15 protein-coding genes are annotated in these 14,481 nt (G+C 52.9%); 5 read left to right on the top strand and 10 right to left on the bottom strand.

Going from position 1 to position 14,481, the window contains the following annotated elements:
- The first annotated feature begins 39 nt into the window (after positions 1–39).
- The 3 genes from FQ182_RS13835 to FQ182_RS30005 are packed head-to-tail and all read left to right on the top strand — an operon-like array spanning position 40 to position 3,989.
- Positions 40–1,806 (top strand): type IV secretory system conjugative DNA transfer family protein, encoded by a 1,767-nt coding sequence (locus tag FQ182_RS13835; RefSeq protein WP_149493992.1) that lies wholly within the window; start codon positions 40–42, stop codon positions 1,804–1,806.
- Entirely contained in the window at positions 1,799–3,073 is a 1,275-nt protein-coding gene (locus tag FQ182_RS13830; protein WP_149415216.1) for a hypothetical protein, read from the top strand. Before FQ182_RS13835 ends, FQ182_RS13830 begins: the two co-directional genes overlap by 8 nt.
- Positions 3,074–3,083: 10 nt before the next feature.
- A complete protein-coding gene (locus FQ182_RS30005) occupies positions 3,084–3,989 on the top strand; it encodes a hypothetical protein (RefSeq protein ID WP_198718476.1) in 906 nt (301 codons plus the stop codon).
- A gap of 20 nt (positions 3,990–4,009) precedes the next feature.
- On the opposite strand, the gene FQ182_RS13820 is transcribed toward FQ182_RS30005, so the two are convergent.
- Complete coding sequence (locus FQ182_RS13820) at positions 4,010–4,486, bottom strand: DUF882 domain-containing protein (RefSeq protein WP_218576461.1); 477 nt, start codon at positions 4,484–4,486, stop codon at positions 4,010–4,012.
- A gap of 231 nt (positions 4,487–4,717) precedes the next feature.
- The gene (locus FQ182_RS13815; RefSeq protein ID WP_149415150.1) at positions 4,718–5,788 is read right to left on the bottom strand and encodes a toprim domain-containing protein; all 1,071 of its coding nucleotides are present in this window, start codon (positions 5,786–5,788) and stop codon (positions 4,718–4,720) included.
- Positions 5,789–6,086: 298 nt separating this feature from the next.
- Between FQ182_RS13815 and FQ182_RS13810 the strand changes: the two genes are divergently transcribed.
- Together FQ182_RS13810 and FQ182_RS13805 are read left to right on the top strand one after the other, a co-directional pair.
- Positions 6,087–6,983: a recombination-associated protein RdgC gene (locus FQ182_RS13810; protein WP_149415151.1), complete on the top strand. Its 897-nt coding sequence runs from the start codon at positions 6,087–6,089 to the stop codon at positions 6,981–6,983.
- Between the two features lie 86 nt (positions 6,984–7,069).
- Positions 7,070–7,450, top strand: coding sequence for a hypothetical protein (locus tag FQ182_RS13805; RefSeq protein WP_149415152.1), 381 nt, complete (start codon positions 7,070–7,072; stop codon positions 7,448–7,450).
- Positions 7,451–7,854: 404 nt separating this feature from the next.
- Here FQ182_RS13805 and FQ182_RS13800 read toward each other — a convergent pair whose 3' ends face one another.
- The 8 genes from FQ182_RS13800 to FQ182_RS13760 all read right to left on the bottom strand — a co-directional run bounded on the left by FQ182_RS13800 (position 7,855) and on the right by FQ182_RS13760 (position 13,369).
- Positions 7,855–8,274 (bottom strand): hypothetical protein, encoded by a 420-nt coding sequence (locus FQ182_RS13800; RefSeq protein WP_149415153.1) that lies wholly within the window; start codon positions 8,272–8,274, stop codon positions 7,855–7,857.
- Positions 8,275–8,377: 103 nt separating this feature from the next.
- The gene (gene trbC / locus FQ182_RS13795; RefSeq protein ID WP_256666401.1) at positions 8,378–9,109 is read right to left on the bottom strand and encodes a type-F conjugative transfer system pilin assembly protein TrbC; all 732 of its coding nucleotides are present in this window, start codon (positions 9,107–9,109) and stop codon (positions 8,378–8,380) included.
- Entirely contained in the window at positions 9,057–10,085 is a 1,029-nt protein-coding gene (locus tag FQ182_RS13790; protein ID WP_149415154.1) for a TraU family protein, read from the bottom strand. The genes trbC and FQ182_RS13790 overlap by 53 nt, the downstream gene beginning before the upstream one ends.
- Positions 10,082–10,711 (bottom strand): type-F conjugative transfer system protein TraW, encoded by a 630-nt coding sequence (gene traW, locus FQ182_RS13785; RefSeq protein ID WP_149415155.1) that lies wholly within the window; start codon positions 10,709–10,711, stop codon positions 10,082–10,084. The genes FQ182_RS13790 and traW overlap by 4 nt, the downstream gene beginning before the upstream one ends.
- 100 nt (positions 10,712–10,811) lie before the next feature.
- Entirely contained in the window at positions 10,812–11,648 is an 837-nt protein-coding gene (locus tag FQ182_RS13780; RefSeq protein ID WP_149415156.1) for a DsbC family protein, read from the bottom strand.
- 519 nt (positions 11,649–12,167) lie between these two features.
- On the bottom strand, positions 12,168–12,398 hold the full coding sequence (locus FQ182_RS13770; protein WP_149415158.1) for a hypothetical protein: 231 nt from the start codon (positions 12,396–12,398) through the stop codon (positions 12,168–12,170).
- Between the two features lie 148 nt (positions 12,399–12,546).
- Positions 12,547–12,795 carry a hypothetical protein gene (locus FQ182_RS13765; protein ID WP_149415159.1) on the bottom strand — a complete coding sequence of 83 codons (249 nt, stop codon included), beginning with the start codon at positions 12,793–12,795 and terminating at the stop codon, positions 12,547–12,549.
- Positions 12,796–12,805: 10 nt separating this feature from the next.
- Positions 12,806–13,369, bottom strand: coding sequence for a hypothetical protein (locus FQ182_RS13760; RefSeq protein ID WP_149415160.1), 564 nt, complete (start codon positions 13,367–13,369; stop codon positions 12,806–12,808).
- Between the last annotated feature and the right edge of the window lie 1,112 nt (positions 13,370–14,481).

The following is a 14,481-nucleotide window of genomic DNA, read 5'->3' as shown; positions in this document are numbered from 1 at the left end:
TGTTCGGGTTTTTTTATGCGTTGCTAAAGGTCGTCTTTGATGAGCATGGAAAAGATTTTACGATCAAAAATTGGAGGAACACTTGACACCCTGGCGCTGAGTTCTATGGGTGCTGGTGGGGTACTGACCTCTCCATATTTTGGATCGTTATCCTCCAGCTTACCGCTCGCATTGGGGGCGGCGGGTGGAGCTTATATTGGCAATAGGTTGTTTCAGTTTTGGAAGGATCAACTGCTCCTTGATTCAAAAATCAATATCAGGTCGGCAACGGACCTGGTGCGACCAGATGGAATGCTGGTGGGCTATACGACCGACACAGGCAGCCCAGTTCATATTCCTGATGAAGATCTGATGCGACACGGTTTCATCTTGGGCCAGTCCGGGGTCGGCAAGACAGTCCTGGGCAAATTATTGATGTTCCAACAGATTCAACGCGGTGGAGGATTGACGTTCATCGACGGCAAAATGAACGCAGACGATATTCAGACCATCTATCAGTACTGCTGCTGGGCCGGGCGTGAGCAAGACCTGCTGATCCTCAATCCGGGCAATCCGGAGTTGAGCAACACCTACAACCCGATCCTTCGGGGCGATCCGGATGAAGTCGCTGCGCGTATTTTGTCGATCATCCCATCTACTGAGAATAACCCTGGCGCAGACCACTATAAGCAGTCAGCGAATCAGGGGATTGCGACATTGGTTGCAGCATTCCAAGCCGCGGGGCTTGCCTACAACTTCATCGATTTCACGATTCTGCTGATGAACCACAAAGCGATCGAGGAACTCGAGACCCGCTTGAAGAAAACTCAGCCTCACAATCCGGCTACCAAAAACCTTTCCCTTTTTCTTGAGCAGTACAAGGTCGGCGGAGGCACGGGAAAGCCAGGCCTTGAAAACATGGTCGACATTAAGCGGATGAAGGAAACATTCGGCGGACTTGCCGGCAGGATGTACATGTTCGGTACCGGCAAGTTCGGTGAGGTCCTGAATACCTACACTCCCGATATCGACCTCTTCGAAGCCATTCGGGCGAAGAAAATCATCTACGTCGCCTTGCCTACCATGGGCAAGAACGAAGCGGCGTCCAACTTCGGCAAGATGTTCCTCGGTGATTTCCGTACAGCGATTTCCTGGGTGCAGGCATTGCCGGAAGAAGAGAGGCCAAATCCACCGCACCTCAACTTTATGGATGAACTGGGCAGTTATGCCGTTCATTCTTTGGCCCGACCTTTCGAGCAAGGTCGCTCCGCACAGATGGCTCTGTTCCCCGCCGCCCAGACGTTGGCGAACCTTGATGTGGTGTCACCCGACTTCAAGGAGATGATCATCGGTAACACGTGGACCAAGATCTTTTTCAAGATCGGTACCCAGGCCACGGCCGTAGAGTGTGCCGATCTGATCGGCATGAAAATTGGGATTGCGAAATCACTCAGTGGCACGCAGAACGAAAGCAGCAGCAGTCCTCTTCTTAACGTAGCTCCAGAAGGAGGTACGGGCGCCGCCGCCGGCATCTCCGAAGGTGAGCGCGAACAGGAAGAATACAAAGTTAGTCCCGATGACCTGAAGGCACTCGGCAAGGGTGAATGCATCATCCAGTACGGCGGCGACCAGATCTTCAACGTGCGAGTTCCGATGATCACCATCGACAAAAAACTCCAAAAAGAGATTGGACGAATCCGCATCAATCACTTCCGGAAAGCGTCCGTTGAGGGCGCTGACTACTTCAAAAATAGCGACAAATACCTTGGTGGTAGTGGCAAGCCTACCGGCGCCCGCAAAGTTTTAAAGGAGCTAGCAGATGAATGACTTAAACCCAATGGCTGACGTGGCCAGCGGCGGGCACATGCTCGTCCTCGATGAGCGAAGCACAGGCCAGGAGCAGCTGATCGCTGGCATGCTGGGCAATCAGATCTCAGCCGGTGGTGCGGTGATTGTCATTGGAGCCTCGATTGAAGAGTCAATGCTCACCACTTTGGTAATGGGCTGCCAAGTAGCTGGCCGTGAAGCAGACCTGTTGGTAGTAAACCCTGCGAAGCCGGCTACCAGCCACACATATAACCCAGTGCTTCACAGCTCACCTGCAAACATCGCAAGCCAGGTGATGAACTTCATTGCGCTTCAGGATGACTCAACAGATCAAAACGACGCCGGCACGGGCAAACTGCTGGAGGCGATAATCGCTTGCCTTCAGCTCGGCAATATCCCCTACTCCTTCCTTGATCTCGGCATGTTCGTTATGAAGCCTGACGCGATTGCGGCCTTGGCAGGTTTCATCGAAGAATCACACCCTGGGTCTGGTGCGCTGTTTCTACTGGACTCGGCTTTAGAGCCATTCCGAGATGCCGGAGGCAACATCTGTCCATCCCTACTCAAAGCGCAGTACTCCGGCCTCGCCGGGAGTATGTGCATGCTGGGCACGGGTCGGCTTGGTGAGATCTTCAACAGTTACAAGCCGGATCTCGTCTTGCATGAGGCTATCGTTGCCGGGAGGGTTGTCTATCTCGCTGCACCCTACATCGGCAGGGGCGCCGCGGCCTCGAATCTCCGACGAATCGTGATCGCTAACCTGGCTGACGCCGTTGGACGCTTTGTCGATGGTCAGAAGGCTCCAAAAGTGCCCGCTCTTGCAGTGTTTACCGATGCAGGTGGATGCAACGACCCGAGTGTTGAGCGCTTACTGGCGGCAGAAAACGAGAAATTCATGAGGGTTGTGATCTCAGCGCCTTCGTTGGATGCGATAGGACAGGAGTCAATTGATCTTCGGGAGGTTTGCCTTAGCCGAGCACGAAGCTTTGTTTTCTTCAGGCCAAACGCTGAAGCCACCGCGCAGTTGTACCTGAAGTTTCTTATTCAGGACGGAGGCCCTGGTACGGGGGCTATGGCAGAGCAGATGTTGGCCTTCACTGCTACTCAGTACATTGCGGTTACAGATGGGTGCAACGTGCAGTGGGGTGATGCCAGAGCAGCGCACTCGGCAGCCAAGTGCCGAGCGGCAGTGCTACCGCGTCCAGAGCGCTTCTTTCACGAACCCCTGACTGGGGCGGATCAATTTACCCAGACTGTGCCGGTTTGAGGGCTCACCAATGAACGATTTAACCATACAGAATGACGTGATTGAGGACACAGGCTATGAGCACGGACCTGAAGTTCATACTGGCGCTGATAGCGATATTTCTGATCCTGGGGATGTTCGTAACTGGCTTGAGAGCTTTGATAGCGCCAATATTTTCGAAGGTCTTGACGCCTTCGATTTTGGTGACGGCATCAACGATGCTCAAGTGGATTTTCTGGGTAGTGACGAAGCTGTGGTCGAGCCACGTCCTTTTGCTCAAGAACTTGCTATCTCCGCACTCGATAATCTACCGAACCTTGGATCGCAAAGAAGAACAGTAAAAGAAGAGACCCTTCGACGACTGGATGAAGAAGACTTTGAAGCGGGTGTTCCACGACTGGCCTTCCGGATCGTCAAGGCTAACGTCGAGGCGCTGTTTGCCAAAAAGATGAAGCCAGAAGAATACGTGAAGGCAGCACAATGGGTATTCGGTCCGACATTGGGTGATTGGTCGTTCGACCGTTGCTGCGAAGTCCTTGGTTCACGGAAGGATGTAATCCGGTTGCGAATTCACTATGAATTCTGGCGCCGCTGGTACGTCTTCCCGGTTGAGTTTCCGTTTTTGATCGATCCAGTACCTGAAGCCGTGGCCGATGAGATCTACATCATGAGCGGTGATGAGGGCTACGATCTCGCTCGGGCCGCGTGGAACCAGCCAGGTATCCGATCGACGGATTTGTTGTCACAGGCATCAAGAGGACAAATCACGGACAAATACCGGGTGGCGCTGGAGCGTCTTGCCGATCGATATATGCTTTCTCAGCAGAACGACTGCTGGTACCTCACCGGCCGCAACCCTGCATTGCGTGCGGTTGACATGGCTGTGATACCGAACAGACCTATGACTAACCAGGTGTCTTGGTCCAACATGTTTTGATGCTGTGCTGGCCAGGCCCCTCAGTGGGGCTTGGACCTCTTGTTGTCCTTACGCTTACTGACGTCACCGCGCCAGCTTCTGAGGTTCCCGTCATCGACATGAATGAAGCCGAACGCCGGGTACACACCAACACCACCGCCCTGAAGATACAGCGCCAGGTCTTTCAGATACTCCACTGGCACCCCTTCAACATACAGGTCACAAGCACCCCCTCGTAGGTGAGCAGAGTCACGCACGCCACCGGCGTCCTCGTTTGTTTTCTCGCTGCGATAACCTGAGGTAACGATGATAGGAAGGTGAATCCCATGCATCGAAAACCACCCTTGGATTCCACAGAGTATATCGAGCAGCGTATGGGTCATCTGGACAGCGGTACCGGTGTGAACGTCACGCAGAATGCGGCAAATGCGCTCATAACCTGACCATTGTAGGCGGCCGTTTTGGTGGTAGATTTCGTTGACCTCTTCCCATACCCCCCTGCGCACTTCACGTTTCATCCAAAGACGTCTTGGCTGATCCCAGAACGTGCTGGTGCTAGCGCATGCGGGCTGTATACCGGTGACCATTAGGCCAAGGGAGAGGAGAAGGAGTTGTCTTCGGTTCACGGTGGACGTTTCTGTGGCTCTGATATGAGCATAGTATCAGTAGGTTTTTGTTATGTGTACGTGTTATGTATTGTTTGATGGGCATGAAAAAACCCGGCAATGAATGCCGGGCTGTAGTGGGTTTTAGATGAGTCCTCGCATTGCTTTGAGTTGATCGTTCAAGTCACCGATCCTGTTGGGCGGGTTGAAGATTCCTACCATGGCTTCGAAAGCTTCCAAGACGGGCTTCAATTTTTCTACTGCCGCGTAGCCAGGCTTGTCAGGATCCAGCGCCATGAGCACGTTTTTCTCAGCCATCATTTGAAACCAGTTCGGCTCCCAATTCTCGCAACCCGGGAGTGCGAAGATGGTGCGCTTAGAACCCATTTCGACAGCGGATAAACAGTCGATCGGGCCCTCAACGAGCATATAGTCGTCAGGGGTTTGACCTTCCCATATCCATGGAGATTTACCACCGTAACGCATGGCTTTTTTCTCCCCATCTCTGGGTTCGCGCATCAACCTGAATTCCGCGGCACAGTGAGACTGCGAACGGAACCAGAGTGGTCGGAACGCACACGCAGGTGCCTTTTTATCTGGCTTCCAAAGTCCAGCCCTTTCCATCAATTCCTTGCCGGCCACTTCAGTCAAAAAAGCTTTTGCCTGAAAGGCGTCGTTGGGGATCGTGATCAGAATGCCGCGCTCGCAAGCTTCACGTGCAACACGCTCCGAGATGCCACGGCCGCCCAGGTACGCCAACGCATCCTTTGAAGGGTACGGTGAAGCCTCTGCAACCTTTTGAAGTACCAACGCCAATGCGCTGTCGTCGCGCTCAATAGCTGTTTCGGGTTTTGGTGGGATGTAATGCTTCAGCATATCGACGTCGGCCCTCATAAGCTCAAGGCCGGCTTCCCGGTGCGTTATGCGCCAGTAAAAGGCTGCTGCTGCAACAACATCGCCATGCTCCCCACAACTGAAGCACTTCCAACTATCTTCCTTTACGCAGACTTTTACCGAGTGAACGGACGCCGCCTGACAGGCCGGCTCGTTTGGACAAACACCGTAACGTATTGCGCCGCTCATTGGTTTGGGTTTTGCGTCGAGCATGTGCTCGAAGAACCAGTTGAGCGGCACGTGATTGCGGACATACTTGAAGTCAACTTCGTAAACGTTGCCGTTGGCGTCGCGCTTGAAGTGGTCTTGAATACCTGCCATTGCTGGTTCTCCAGATGAAATCTTGATGCATGGTTATGCTTTACGTTGGCCTGTAATTTCAGCTCGCAAGACTTTCAAGAGCTCATCGGCTCACCATCAGTGACCTGGGACGCATCGAGGGTGGGTAAGCGGATACGTCCGTGCGCAGCCGCTCGATTCGTTGTTCAACAGGTAGAAGAGCGGACATGGTTTTCTCACATGCAGAACTGATGTCTACATCATAATAAATCAGAAGGTATTATGTGCATGTGATGTGAATTATTATTGCTTCACAGCCAGCTTCCTCAAGGTCGACACCATGTTTTCAAACCTCCACCTCTATCGGATCACCGAGCCATGGTCTCTCTCAACAACGGATCTGGCCAAGAAGCTCCAAAATAAAGTCTTCAAACCCTGCACCGAAAAGATGATCAGCTCCAGTGGGTGGGTCGAACCCCGGCCCGGCAGCGGTTTGGTCTACGCCAATCAAAAACAGCTGCTCCTAAACGTCTGTTTTGAGGAGCGCAAAGTTCCAGAACCCGTCCTGCAAAGGTTGACCATTTTAAAGGCGGCCAAAGTGGAGAGGGAAAAGGGTTACAAGCCCAGTCGAGCTCAACTGAAAGAGTTGAAAATGGAAGCGCTTCTTGAACTGCTCCCTCGAGCGTTCGAGCACCAGACGACGATTCCTGTTTGGTTGAATACTTCCGCCGGGTTAATAGGGATCGACACCGGGACGCCGGCGAAAGCTGACGACGTGATGACCATTCTCCAAGATGCGATAAACACCCCCGTCTCCCTGATTCGCACCAGCATGGACCCGGGTTCTGCTATGGCCTCGTGGCTGATGAATAACGAGGCGCCTGATGAGTTCACTGTCGATCGAGAGGTGTACCTGCAAGGTCTCGACATCGAAAAATCGAAGGTTCACTACGCCCAGCTCAGTCTCGAGCGTGATGAGGTGCGACAGCACATCATCGAGGGGCGCAGACCGACAAAATTGGCGATGACATGGGACGAACGAATTACGTTTTTTTTGACTGACAAATTTCAGGTCAAAAAAATCACTTTCCTGGATAGCGTCAAGGCTGAGATCCCAGATGAAGAGGACGAAGACGCGGCCTATGCTGGGATGTTCCAGGTATACACTGAGAAGCTGACAAAACTCGTTCCCTCACTGCTGGAGGCTTTGGGTGGTGAGGAGTTGGGGGAAGGATAGATAGGTGGTTCGATTGTAAGAGCGTGATGTGCATTACCGGTTACTAGGCATACGCAAGGCTTAGCTCATATCCCGGGAGAATGACCATGAAATTCACCATTGATACCGCTGTGATCAACCGCAATGTCCAATCCATTAGCCTGAAGTTGAAGTTGAAGCTCCAGTCTGTGAAGAAACAAGCCACGTTGATTGGCGAGGTTGTTTTTCTGCTGGGCAAAGCCTGCTATCTGAAAATGTTCCACGCTCAGATCGTGACAACTTCCGTCATTGATGTTGATGGATTTTTGAATGTGTACGAGCTGGAAGGTGTTCCAAGCGTGACCGCGGGCCTTGTCCGCTTGCACTATCGCCAGACCGTGAATGGCTATGTTAAAGCTCGCACCAGCGTGCTGGTCACCGATGCTCAATGGAACCTGCTTAGCCGACGTGCTGCATTCGGTGTCGGCAGGCTGACTAGCATGGCTTAACGATGTACAAAACCCGGACCATGTGTCCGGGTTTTTTTTGCCTCTCAAAAGGCTTACCAATGTAGCGCCAAAGCTTTCGCTGCTACGAAGGGCGTCACCACGCTGGTGTCCACGATGATGGCTGATGCGAGGTGCACCGCAAGTGCTACTGCGCAGAGTAGGAACAGGTTCATGGACTGTGTAACCAGCAGGTTCTTCAGAGGCATCACCAACAAAATCAAACCTCCCCCTATGGTGATCTTGTCGAGCACTCAGGCGGTATTGGTTAGAGCAGCCTGAGATACGGTATCAGTACAATGTCAAAGCAGAGGATGGCCAGTACGGGCAGCAGGAGGATCACAGCTGCTGCCGAGCTCTGATTTTCGGTTCGGGGACGATGTCAAGATAGCACCGGGCGGCTCACGTCAGTAGTCATCATCCACCTCTTCTCCATACAGGTCGTGGTAGGCCTCGGCGACAGCTTCGCTCGATGCTCTGCTGAGTTCATTCAAATCCTCATGTTCGAAGCCTGAAGCGATCAGCAAGATTTCAGCGTCAAAACTCGACATGGTTACGCCGATCGCGTGAATCTTGCTGGCGAACCCGTAGGCCCACGCCTCATACACCTGTGCGTTCCAGGTAATTGATTGGGAAACCTCGTCGACAAGGGCGCCGGCGTTAACCCACGCACCGCCACGGTAGACGCAACCGTCGCGAGCAGTGTTTCGCAGTTGGCTCGATGCGACTCCTTTGAGTTTTGCGCAGGTCAATTCGCGCCAGGTGGTCAGGTTGAGGCCCAGGCCGTTGAGCCACTCACGGTCTTCTTTGGTCAGTAGATTTTGCATTTTGTCGTCGTCCAAAAAAATGCCTCACAAAGGAGGCATTGAAGTTTCGAGCTTCACACGCGGGATTGTGGAATACCCCACTGGGTAGGGCTTCAGGCACAAATTACCGAACCGATCCTGGTGCGTTGCGTTGGCGAATCTGGGCTAGTTTGTTCTCTGCCATTTTTGCAATCGTTGGCTGGCCACGCAGGCGTATGGTGTCCAGCGCCAACTGCGCAGAGATGTTGCCGGTCACCGAGGTATACGTCGCATCAGGCGAACACCCGGTGTCGAGAACAGACTCGGCCTCGGCGCTGGCAACCACGAAGGTGGGAACCGATTCGACCTTGAATGCTTTAAACAACTCCGGGTTGACCTCCCAAGGGACACCAGTTTTGTTGACCTCCAATGCGGCACGTTTGGTCTGCATCATGGACCCGTTGACGAACCCGCGGACCACAAGCACGGCACCTGTTTCTTTAGCCTGGTGCGTGAGCTCGATGAGGATGTCCTTCGGCATCGAGAACGATACAAAGATGATGAAATCGCTCTGACCAGGCTTCCCTTTCGATTCCTGCTTGGCGTTGTTGTAACGGGCTACAACATCGTCCAGCGACTCCGTTTTGGTGGGTGGCGGAGCGTTAATCACTGGCACAGTGGTCTTGAAGGTGCCAGCTTTAACTGGGTCGATCTTGCCGCCGAGGGTCGCGGCCCGGGTAGCAGACTGTTCGCCCATCAATTTTTGAAGACCTGCATCGGACGGCATAGCAATCGACTGAGCGTGAACGCCCAGACTCATCACACTAGTTGCCAAGAGTAACGCCGCCGCAGCAGTCGCGTTTACGGAAAATGCCATAGCCAAAGTCCTTGTAACCGGGAATTGGAAATTCAGTGTTGGATTCGGTCAAAATTGTGGAGCGCCCGATGGGGCCACAGCATTTGCCGGCGATCTTTGCCGTTTCAGGTTTTGGGTACAGTCGAGTGAGCTTGTACTGGCGCTTGTCCATAATGATTTGTGGGTAGTAGCCACACATAGCCCCGCTGCCCATGGCAGCCCACTGTGTTCCGGCGGCGTGCAACTTCGCGAGAATCCGAGTCGTCTGTAACCGGGCTGTTTGCTCCATGCTCAAATGGGCTTCGTTATGGCCGGTCAGCGGGTACATGTGGCCATACGAGCCGGCGGCCCAGAAAATTGACGACAGTGGGAACCCGGCAGCGGCTGCAACCGCGTCAGCCGACATTGCTCCGATCGCAACCATACTGCCGAATGGGAATGCGTAGGGAGTGAGAATTCCTGCCAGCTCATCGTCGTTATGCGTTGGATCAGCGAACGAGACCCAGGGCACATCCATTCCGCGGCGATCCATGCAGGAGTCATCCAAAATGGCACCCATGACATACATCGCAGGGTTGATGTAAAAGTTGACCTGCATGAACGAATCCCGGGTACCCCCCAGGTCATCAGAAATCTGTCCGAATGCGTCTTTGTTCACACCAACATTTACTCGCACCCCCCCCAGCAAAGGGAAACAACCAGGGACGGTCGTGACGTCTGTCATCATGTCGAACTCCCAGAAGGAGGTCGGGATGCCAACTTTTGGAGGGTTGCCACAAAAGCAAAATGGACTTGATCCTCCGCCGCTATCGAAGTCTTCCTGCCCGTCAGAAACTAAGTTGGTTGATCCGAACAATTTGATCGGAAACATGCAGGACCAGCAGACGTCTGTGATGAGGTTCGGAAATTTTCCGGTGCATATCGCGTCAGCGTTGACGTTTGCAGAGGCAAACACGCCGGTGATCAGGAAGCCCATAGCCATCAAAAGTCTTTTCATAGCTTGAGTTCCTCGATCTGAAGCTGGCGGCCGTTCTGAGTTAACACCGCAGGCACACGCTCAATGCCGAATTTCTTGGTCAGGATTCCTTGCTGGTCGAAGTAGACGGGGCGCCCCCACTCGCGGTTGAGCTTTAGAAACGAACCAGCTACGAGAATCACCTTGTCGCGGGGATGCTCTTCCGTGCGTTGCTTTGCATACGCCAGCTGCTTAGGGTCGCGGCCGTCAATGAAAATGATGGCTTTACTGAGCGGGGTGTAATCGAGCGGATTGATTTTGGTACCCGCCGGCACCAACACATTTCCGAGGTGATCTTTAACGGTTTCTGCGTAGGTGTACGTTGGGTCGAACATTCGGATCTGCGGTTCAACTACCGGTTCAATGCCTGGCAAGGGTTTTGGATTTTCTAACCCTGCCAGCTGCGTGTCGCGGTAGTCATTCCAGTATTTCGTGAGTTCCCCTCTTTTCTCCATTTCACCCAAGCGACCTTTGATCATGTCGATTGCATCCTGCTCCTGAATATTCCAGGTGTTGCCATATTGGCCCAGCTGTTCAGCGTGCAGGTTGAATGAAGTGAGAATGAGTGTGGGGACGAAGGCGAATGCACAAAGGCGGCGTAGCTTCATCGCAACTCCAAAGAGAGCGCCGTAGGCGTTCCAAGGTGAGACTTTCTGTGGCGAAATGCATCGTGGCCATCGAAATGGCCACGAGACGGAATGTTAGTTTTTATGCCCCGCCGTTGAGGAATGCTTCCAATCGCTCGATGGTGCCAAGGCCAGGCATTTTGCGGCCGTCTTCGCTGAACATCGTCGGTGTTCCATTGACGCCGAGGCTTTCAGCCAGGCTAATGTTGCGCTCGATTGGGTTGGCGCATTTCTGCGGTGCCGGCGGTACGCCTTTCATCATGCTGTCCCAGGCAACGACGCGATCAGCATCAGGCAGACACCAGATGGATTGGGCTTTGGCCTTGGCAGCAGGGTGCAGCGATTCGATCGGGAACATGAAGGTATAGATGGTCACGTTGTCGAGTTGAGTGAAAACTTTGTTTTCGAGGTCGTGGCAGTACGGGCAGTCAGGGTCAGTAAATAGGTAGATTTTCCGCGAGCCGTCACCCTTCACACGGGTGAACGCGTCGGCGAGGGGAAACTTGGAAACATCGATTTTTTCTGCCGCTGCTCGTTTCGGCGCTGTCAGATCCTGACGTGTCTGCATGTCATACAGACTACCGAACATCAGGTAACGGCCTTCCGAGTCCGTATATGCAATGTTTTTGCCCATGGTGACTTCGAAAATGCCGGACAGGGGTGCTTTGACGACGCTGGTGAAATTCGTGGCTGGGTATTTCTGACGCAGGCTGTTGATCACTGCCAGGCTTTCGATGTCGACTGGAGCTGCCGGCGCAGCCACGGCAACGGGCGAAGGGGGGATGACCTGGGGTGCAGCGCTCGTTGCGGCTTGGACAACGCGGACCGTTGCAGCGGTTGGAGCCTGTGTGGTGGTTTCGTCTGCGAATGCGGCCAGGGAGCAACTGGCGAGGGCGATTGCGAGTGCAAGCTTCTTCATCGGGTACCTCAGATTTGAAATGGATTACTTCAGGATTATGCATACGTGTGATGCAATACTATCAACACTAACAACACAAGACTATACGTCGTCGGTGTTTTTTGTTGCTGCGTGCCATGGCTTGGAATTACCTTTTTGCGACGAAAAACCCCTGCACCTGTGAAGGTGGCAGGGGTGGGTGAAACGTTAAGCTTTAGCTAGCGAACTTTGGTGAGGTTCCTCGAGTCGACAGGAATACCGTAGTTTGAAGCGTCAAGGTACAGACCACTTTTGGAGTCGATGAAGCTCAGGTCATCGACTACCCAGCGTTCGTTTGGACCTTCCAACAGACAGCACCGAGTGCCGGCGGGAACAGTTACTTGATGCTCAGTCCGGCCAACCTTGAAAACGAAGGTAGCCGCATCGATTGTGTTAGCCAGCTTGGTGAACGGGGTTCGGGTGGATTTCATGTGCAATTTCTCCTGAAAATCGGTCTCCAAACACTTTTGCGATAGCGTCTGGTTGCTTGAAGCGTTGGTGTCAGTAAACGAACAGGTTTCCGGCTGAGCCGTGGCCGTTGTTGAACTGGGTTCCGCGGGGTACCTCAAACCAGCTAAAGCCGCTCCATACCTCCAAACGCCCTTCTGACACCCGGGCTTTGAAATAGCGCTCACCTAGGGCGGTGGGGTGAGATGCATAAATGCCGGCGCCTTTTTCTAGATGCAGGCTGATCTTGTTTCGCATTTCTGAGGGGGTGTAAGGGGTAGCCATATGGGGAGTCCGAATTGAAGGGTTTATGCGATTCTTCAGGGCTGCCCTGAAGAACGCGTTGGCTTGCAACCGGAAATGAAAATCAGGCAGTTGTATTTTTTTGGGCGAAAAAAAGCCCGGGCTGTGCCGGGCTGGAGGAGCGTTAATTTCAGGCTGGCTGCTGATAACAACCAACCACGTTTGCGTTACGCCGCTCCTGGTAGTACTTGATGCGATCGTTGAAGGGATGGTGTTTGAGTTCGGTGGAGCTGAAGCCCGCACAGGTCCTCACAAGCTCAAGGGTGTCACCGGTAGAAAGCTCCCACAGGAATATCGTTGTCGCATTGGCATGAATGGCGGCCTTCCTCGTGATTTGAGCGTTGTTCATCAGTCGCGATGCTTCGATGATAGGGTGCATACCGGCCACCTCACTCACCGAAAACGCTGGTGGTTGCAGCATTTGTAGCGGCCACAAAGGCATGCGAACCACCGAAACAAGTTAGGCCGACAGAGCCTTTTGGAGCGAACTGCCATTGTCCGGTGTTGGAAGGGTCCAGTTTGAGCGAGAACTCAATCTGAAGATCCAGCTCCCCAAGGTGATTTTTGTAGATCGCTTCTGGTGTCATACCGGCGGAGAGATCTGTCCAGTATTCGCCGTTGTGCACGCGGGCGGAGCGCCAGCCTTGGTTGTTCATCTGCTCGATCAATCGCGTGAATGCCGCCTTGTGAGGCGTCGACCAGTCGATGAAATCCTGTACCTGGTCAAGTTGAGCACCAAAATTGACTTTTTCGCAGAGATCGCCAATTTCATCGGCGGACAGCGGCAGAACAGCTCCACTATCGGATGCAATATCAATGAACTCAGTTAAGCCAGGCCGGTTACCGATCAGTGCATGCTGATAGTGACGAAGTGCTGCGAGAATCGTTGCCTGTGCGCGGTTTTCGACCAGCAGTACTACAACCTGAGCTGGAACAATTTTCTGTGTATTCATGGTGCATCTCCTGAAGTTGAGCAGGCCTCGCGTGGACCTGGTATTCGGAGATGTTGTGCACCCAAACATAAGTGAAAGGTGGTACACGTAAACCGCAGGCGTGCGTACCTTCCGGTGGTCAGAAGAGGTTAACTTTGAACCCTTTCCAAAGGTACTGACCAACCAAATTCACGCAGATCAAACCGATGAATATCTCCGCACCCAGAGCGACAAGAATTTCGATTGTGCCGAGTTGTTCCGTAGGAGCGAATGGGATTAAAAGCTCGATAAGCCCTTTGGCGTAGTAAAGAGCTGCAACTGCGAATATAACCAGCAGCAACGCTCGCAACCTTCCGATTCTGATCTTATATCTGCCTGACGTTGGCAAAATTCCTAGGAAGGTTCCCACCCACCAGTCGCTGTAGATTTCGTGCCCCGCAGTCCCACCAATCCAAAAGCCAATTCCCAGTGCAAACGCAGTAGAGAACCAAGAAGGCGAGCATCGCCGAATAGGGGGACCCCCCTTGAGGTTCAGAAAATTTGTCGGAATAGAAAAGCTTCATTTGAAGATCCTCATGGAAAGGGCGGGCAGCACGGTTAATGTAGTACGGGATACTGTCAAATTTTGCCGTTTCCAATCCATTATTGATACTAAAAGGTTTGATCTGTGTCAGATTAGAATCTCTCATAAGGGAGCCTCACTGGCTTTTGGCCCCCGCGACAGCTTGGAAACGATGTGAAGTGTGCTGACCGTAAATGAAAAAAATCTTATAGGAGCGTGTTGCATGTATTTAAAATTGTGTGTTTAATAGGCCCCAAGCAGGCGGAAACGCCTCAAACGACCCAATCTCCTGAAAGGCTGGGAAATCAACCGAAAGGTTGAACTTGCGACCACAAGGCCCGCTACGTGTAGTGGGCCTTGTGGTTTCTGGCATTTGAGAAGAACTAATTGGACGTAGTGAGTTTTGATATGCGTACCTGATATGCTTCATTTTCCATTCGGCTGGTAGTTGATCATGCCTTTACCCGATCTTTTGGACCTCGGCTTTGCCTGTAGTCCCCCCTCTCCCCCGCTCTACCCTTGCCTTTTGCCAAATTCATTACTGACGATGCGCAGATCCGGCGTTAACCGG

It is taken from the genome of Pseudomonas sp. ANT_H4 (assembly GCF_008369295.1).
Classification (GTDB): Bacteria; Pseudomonadota; Gammaproteobacteria; order Pseudomonadales; family Pseudomonadaceae; genus Aquipseudomonas.
Note: the sequence above shows the minus strand (reverse complement) of the source record. Positions and strands in the feature narration are given on the sequence as shown.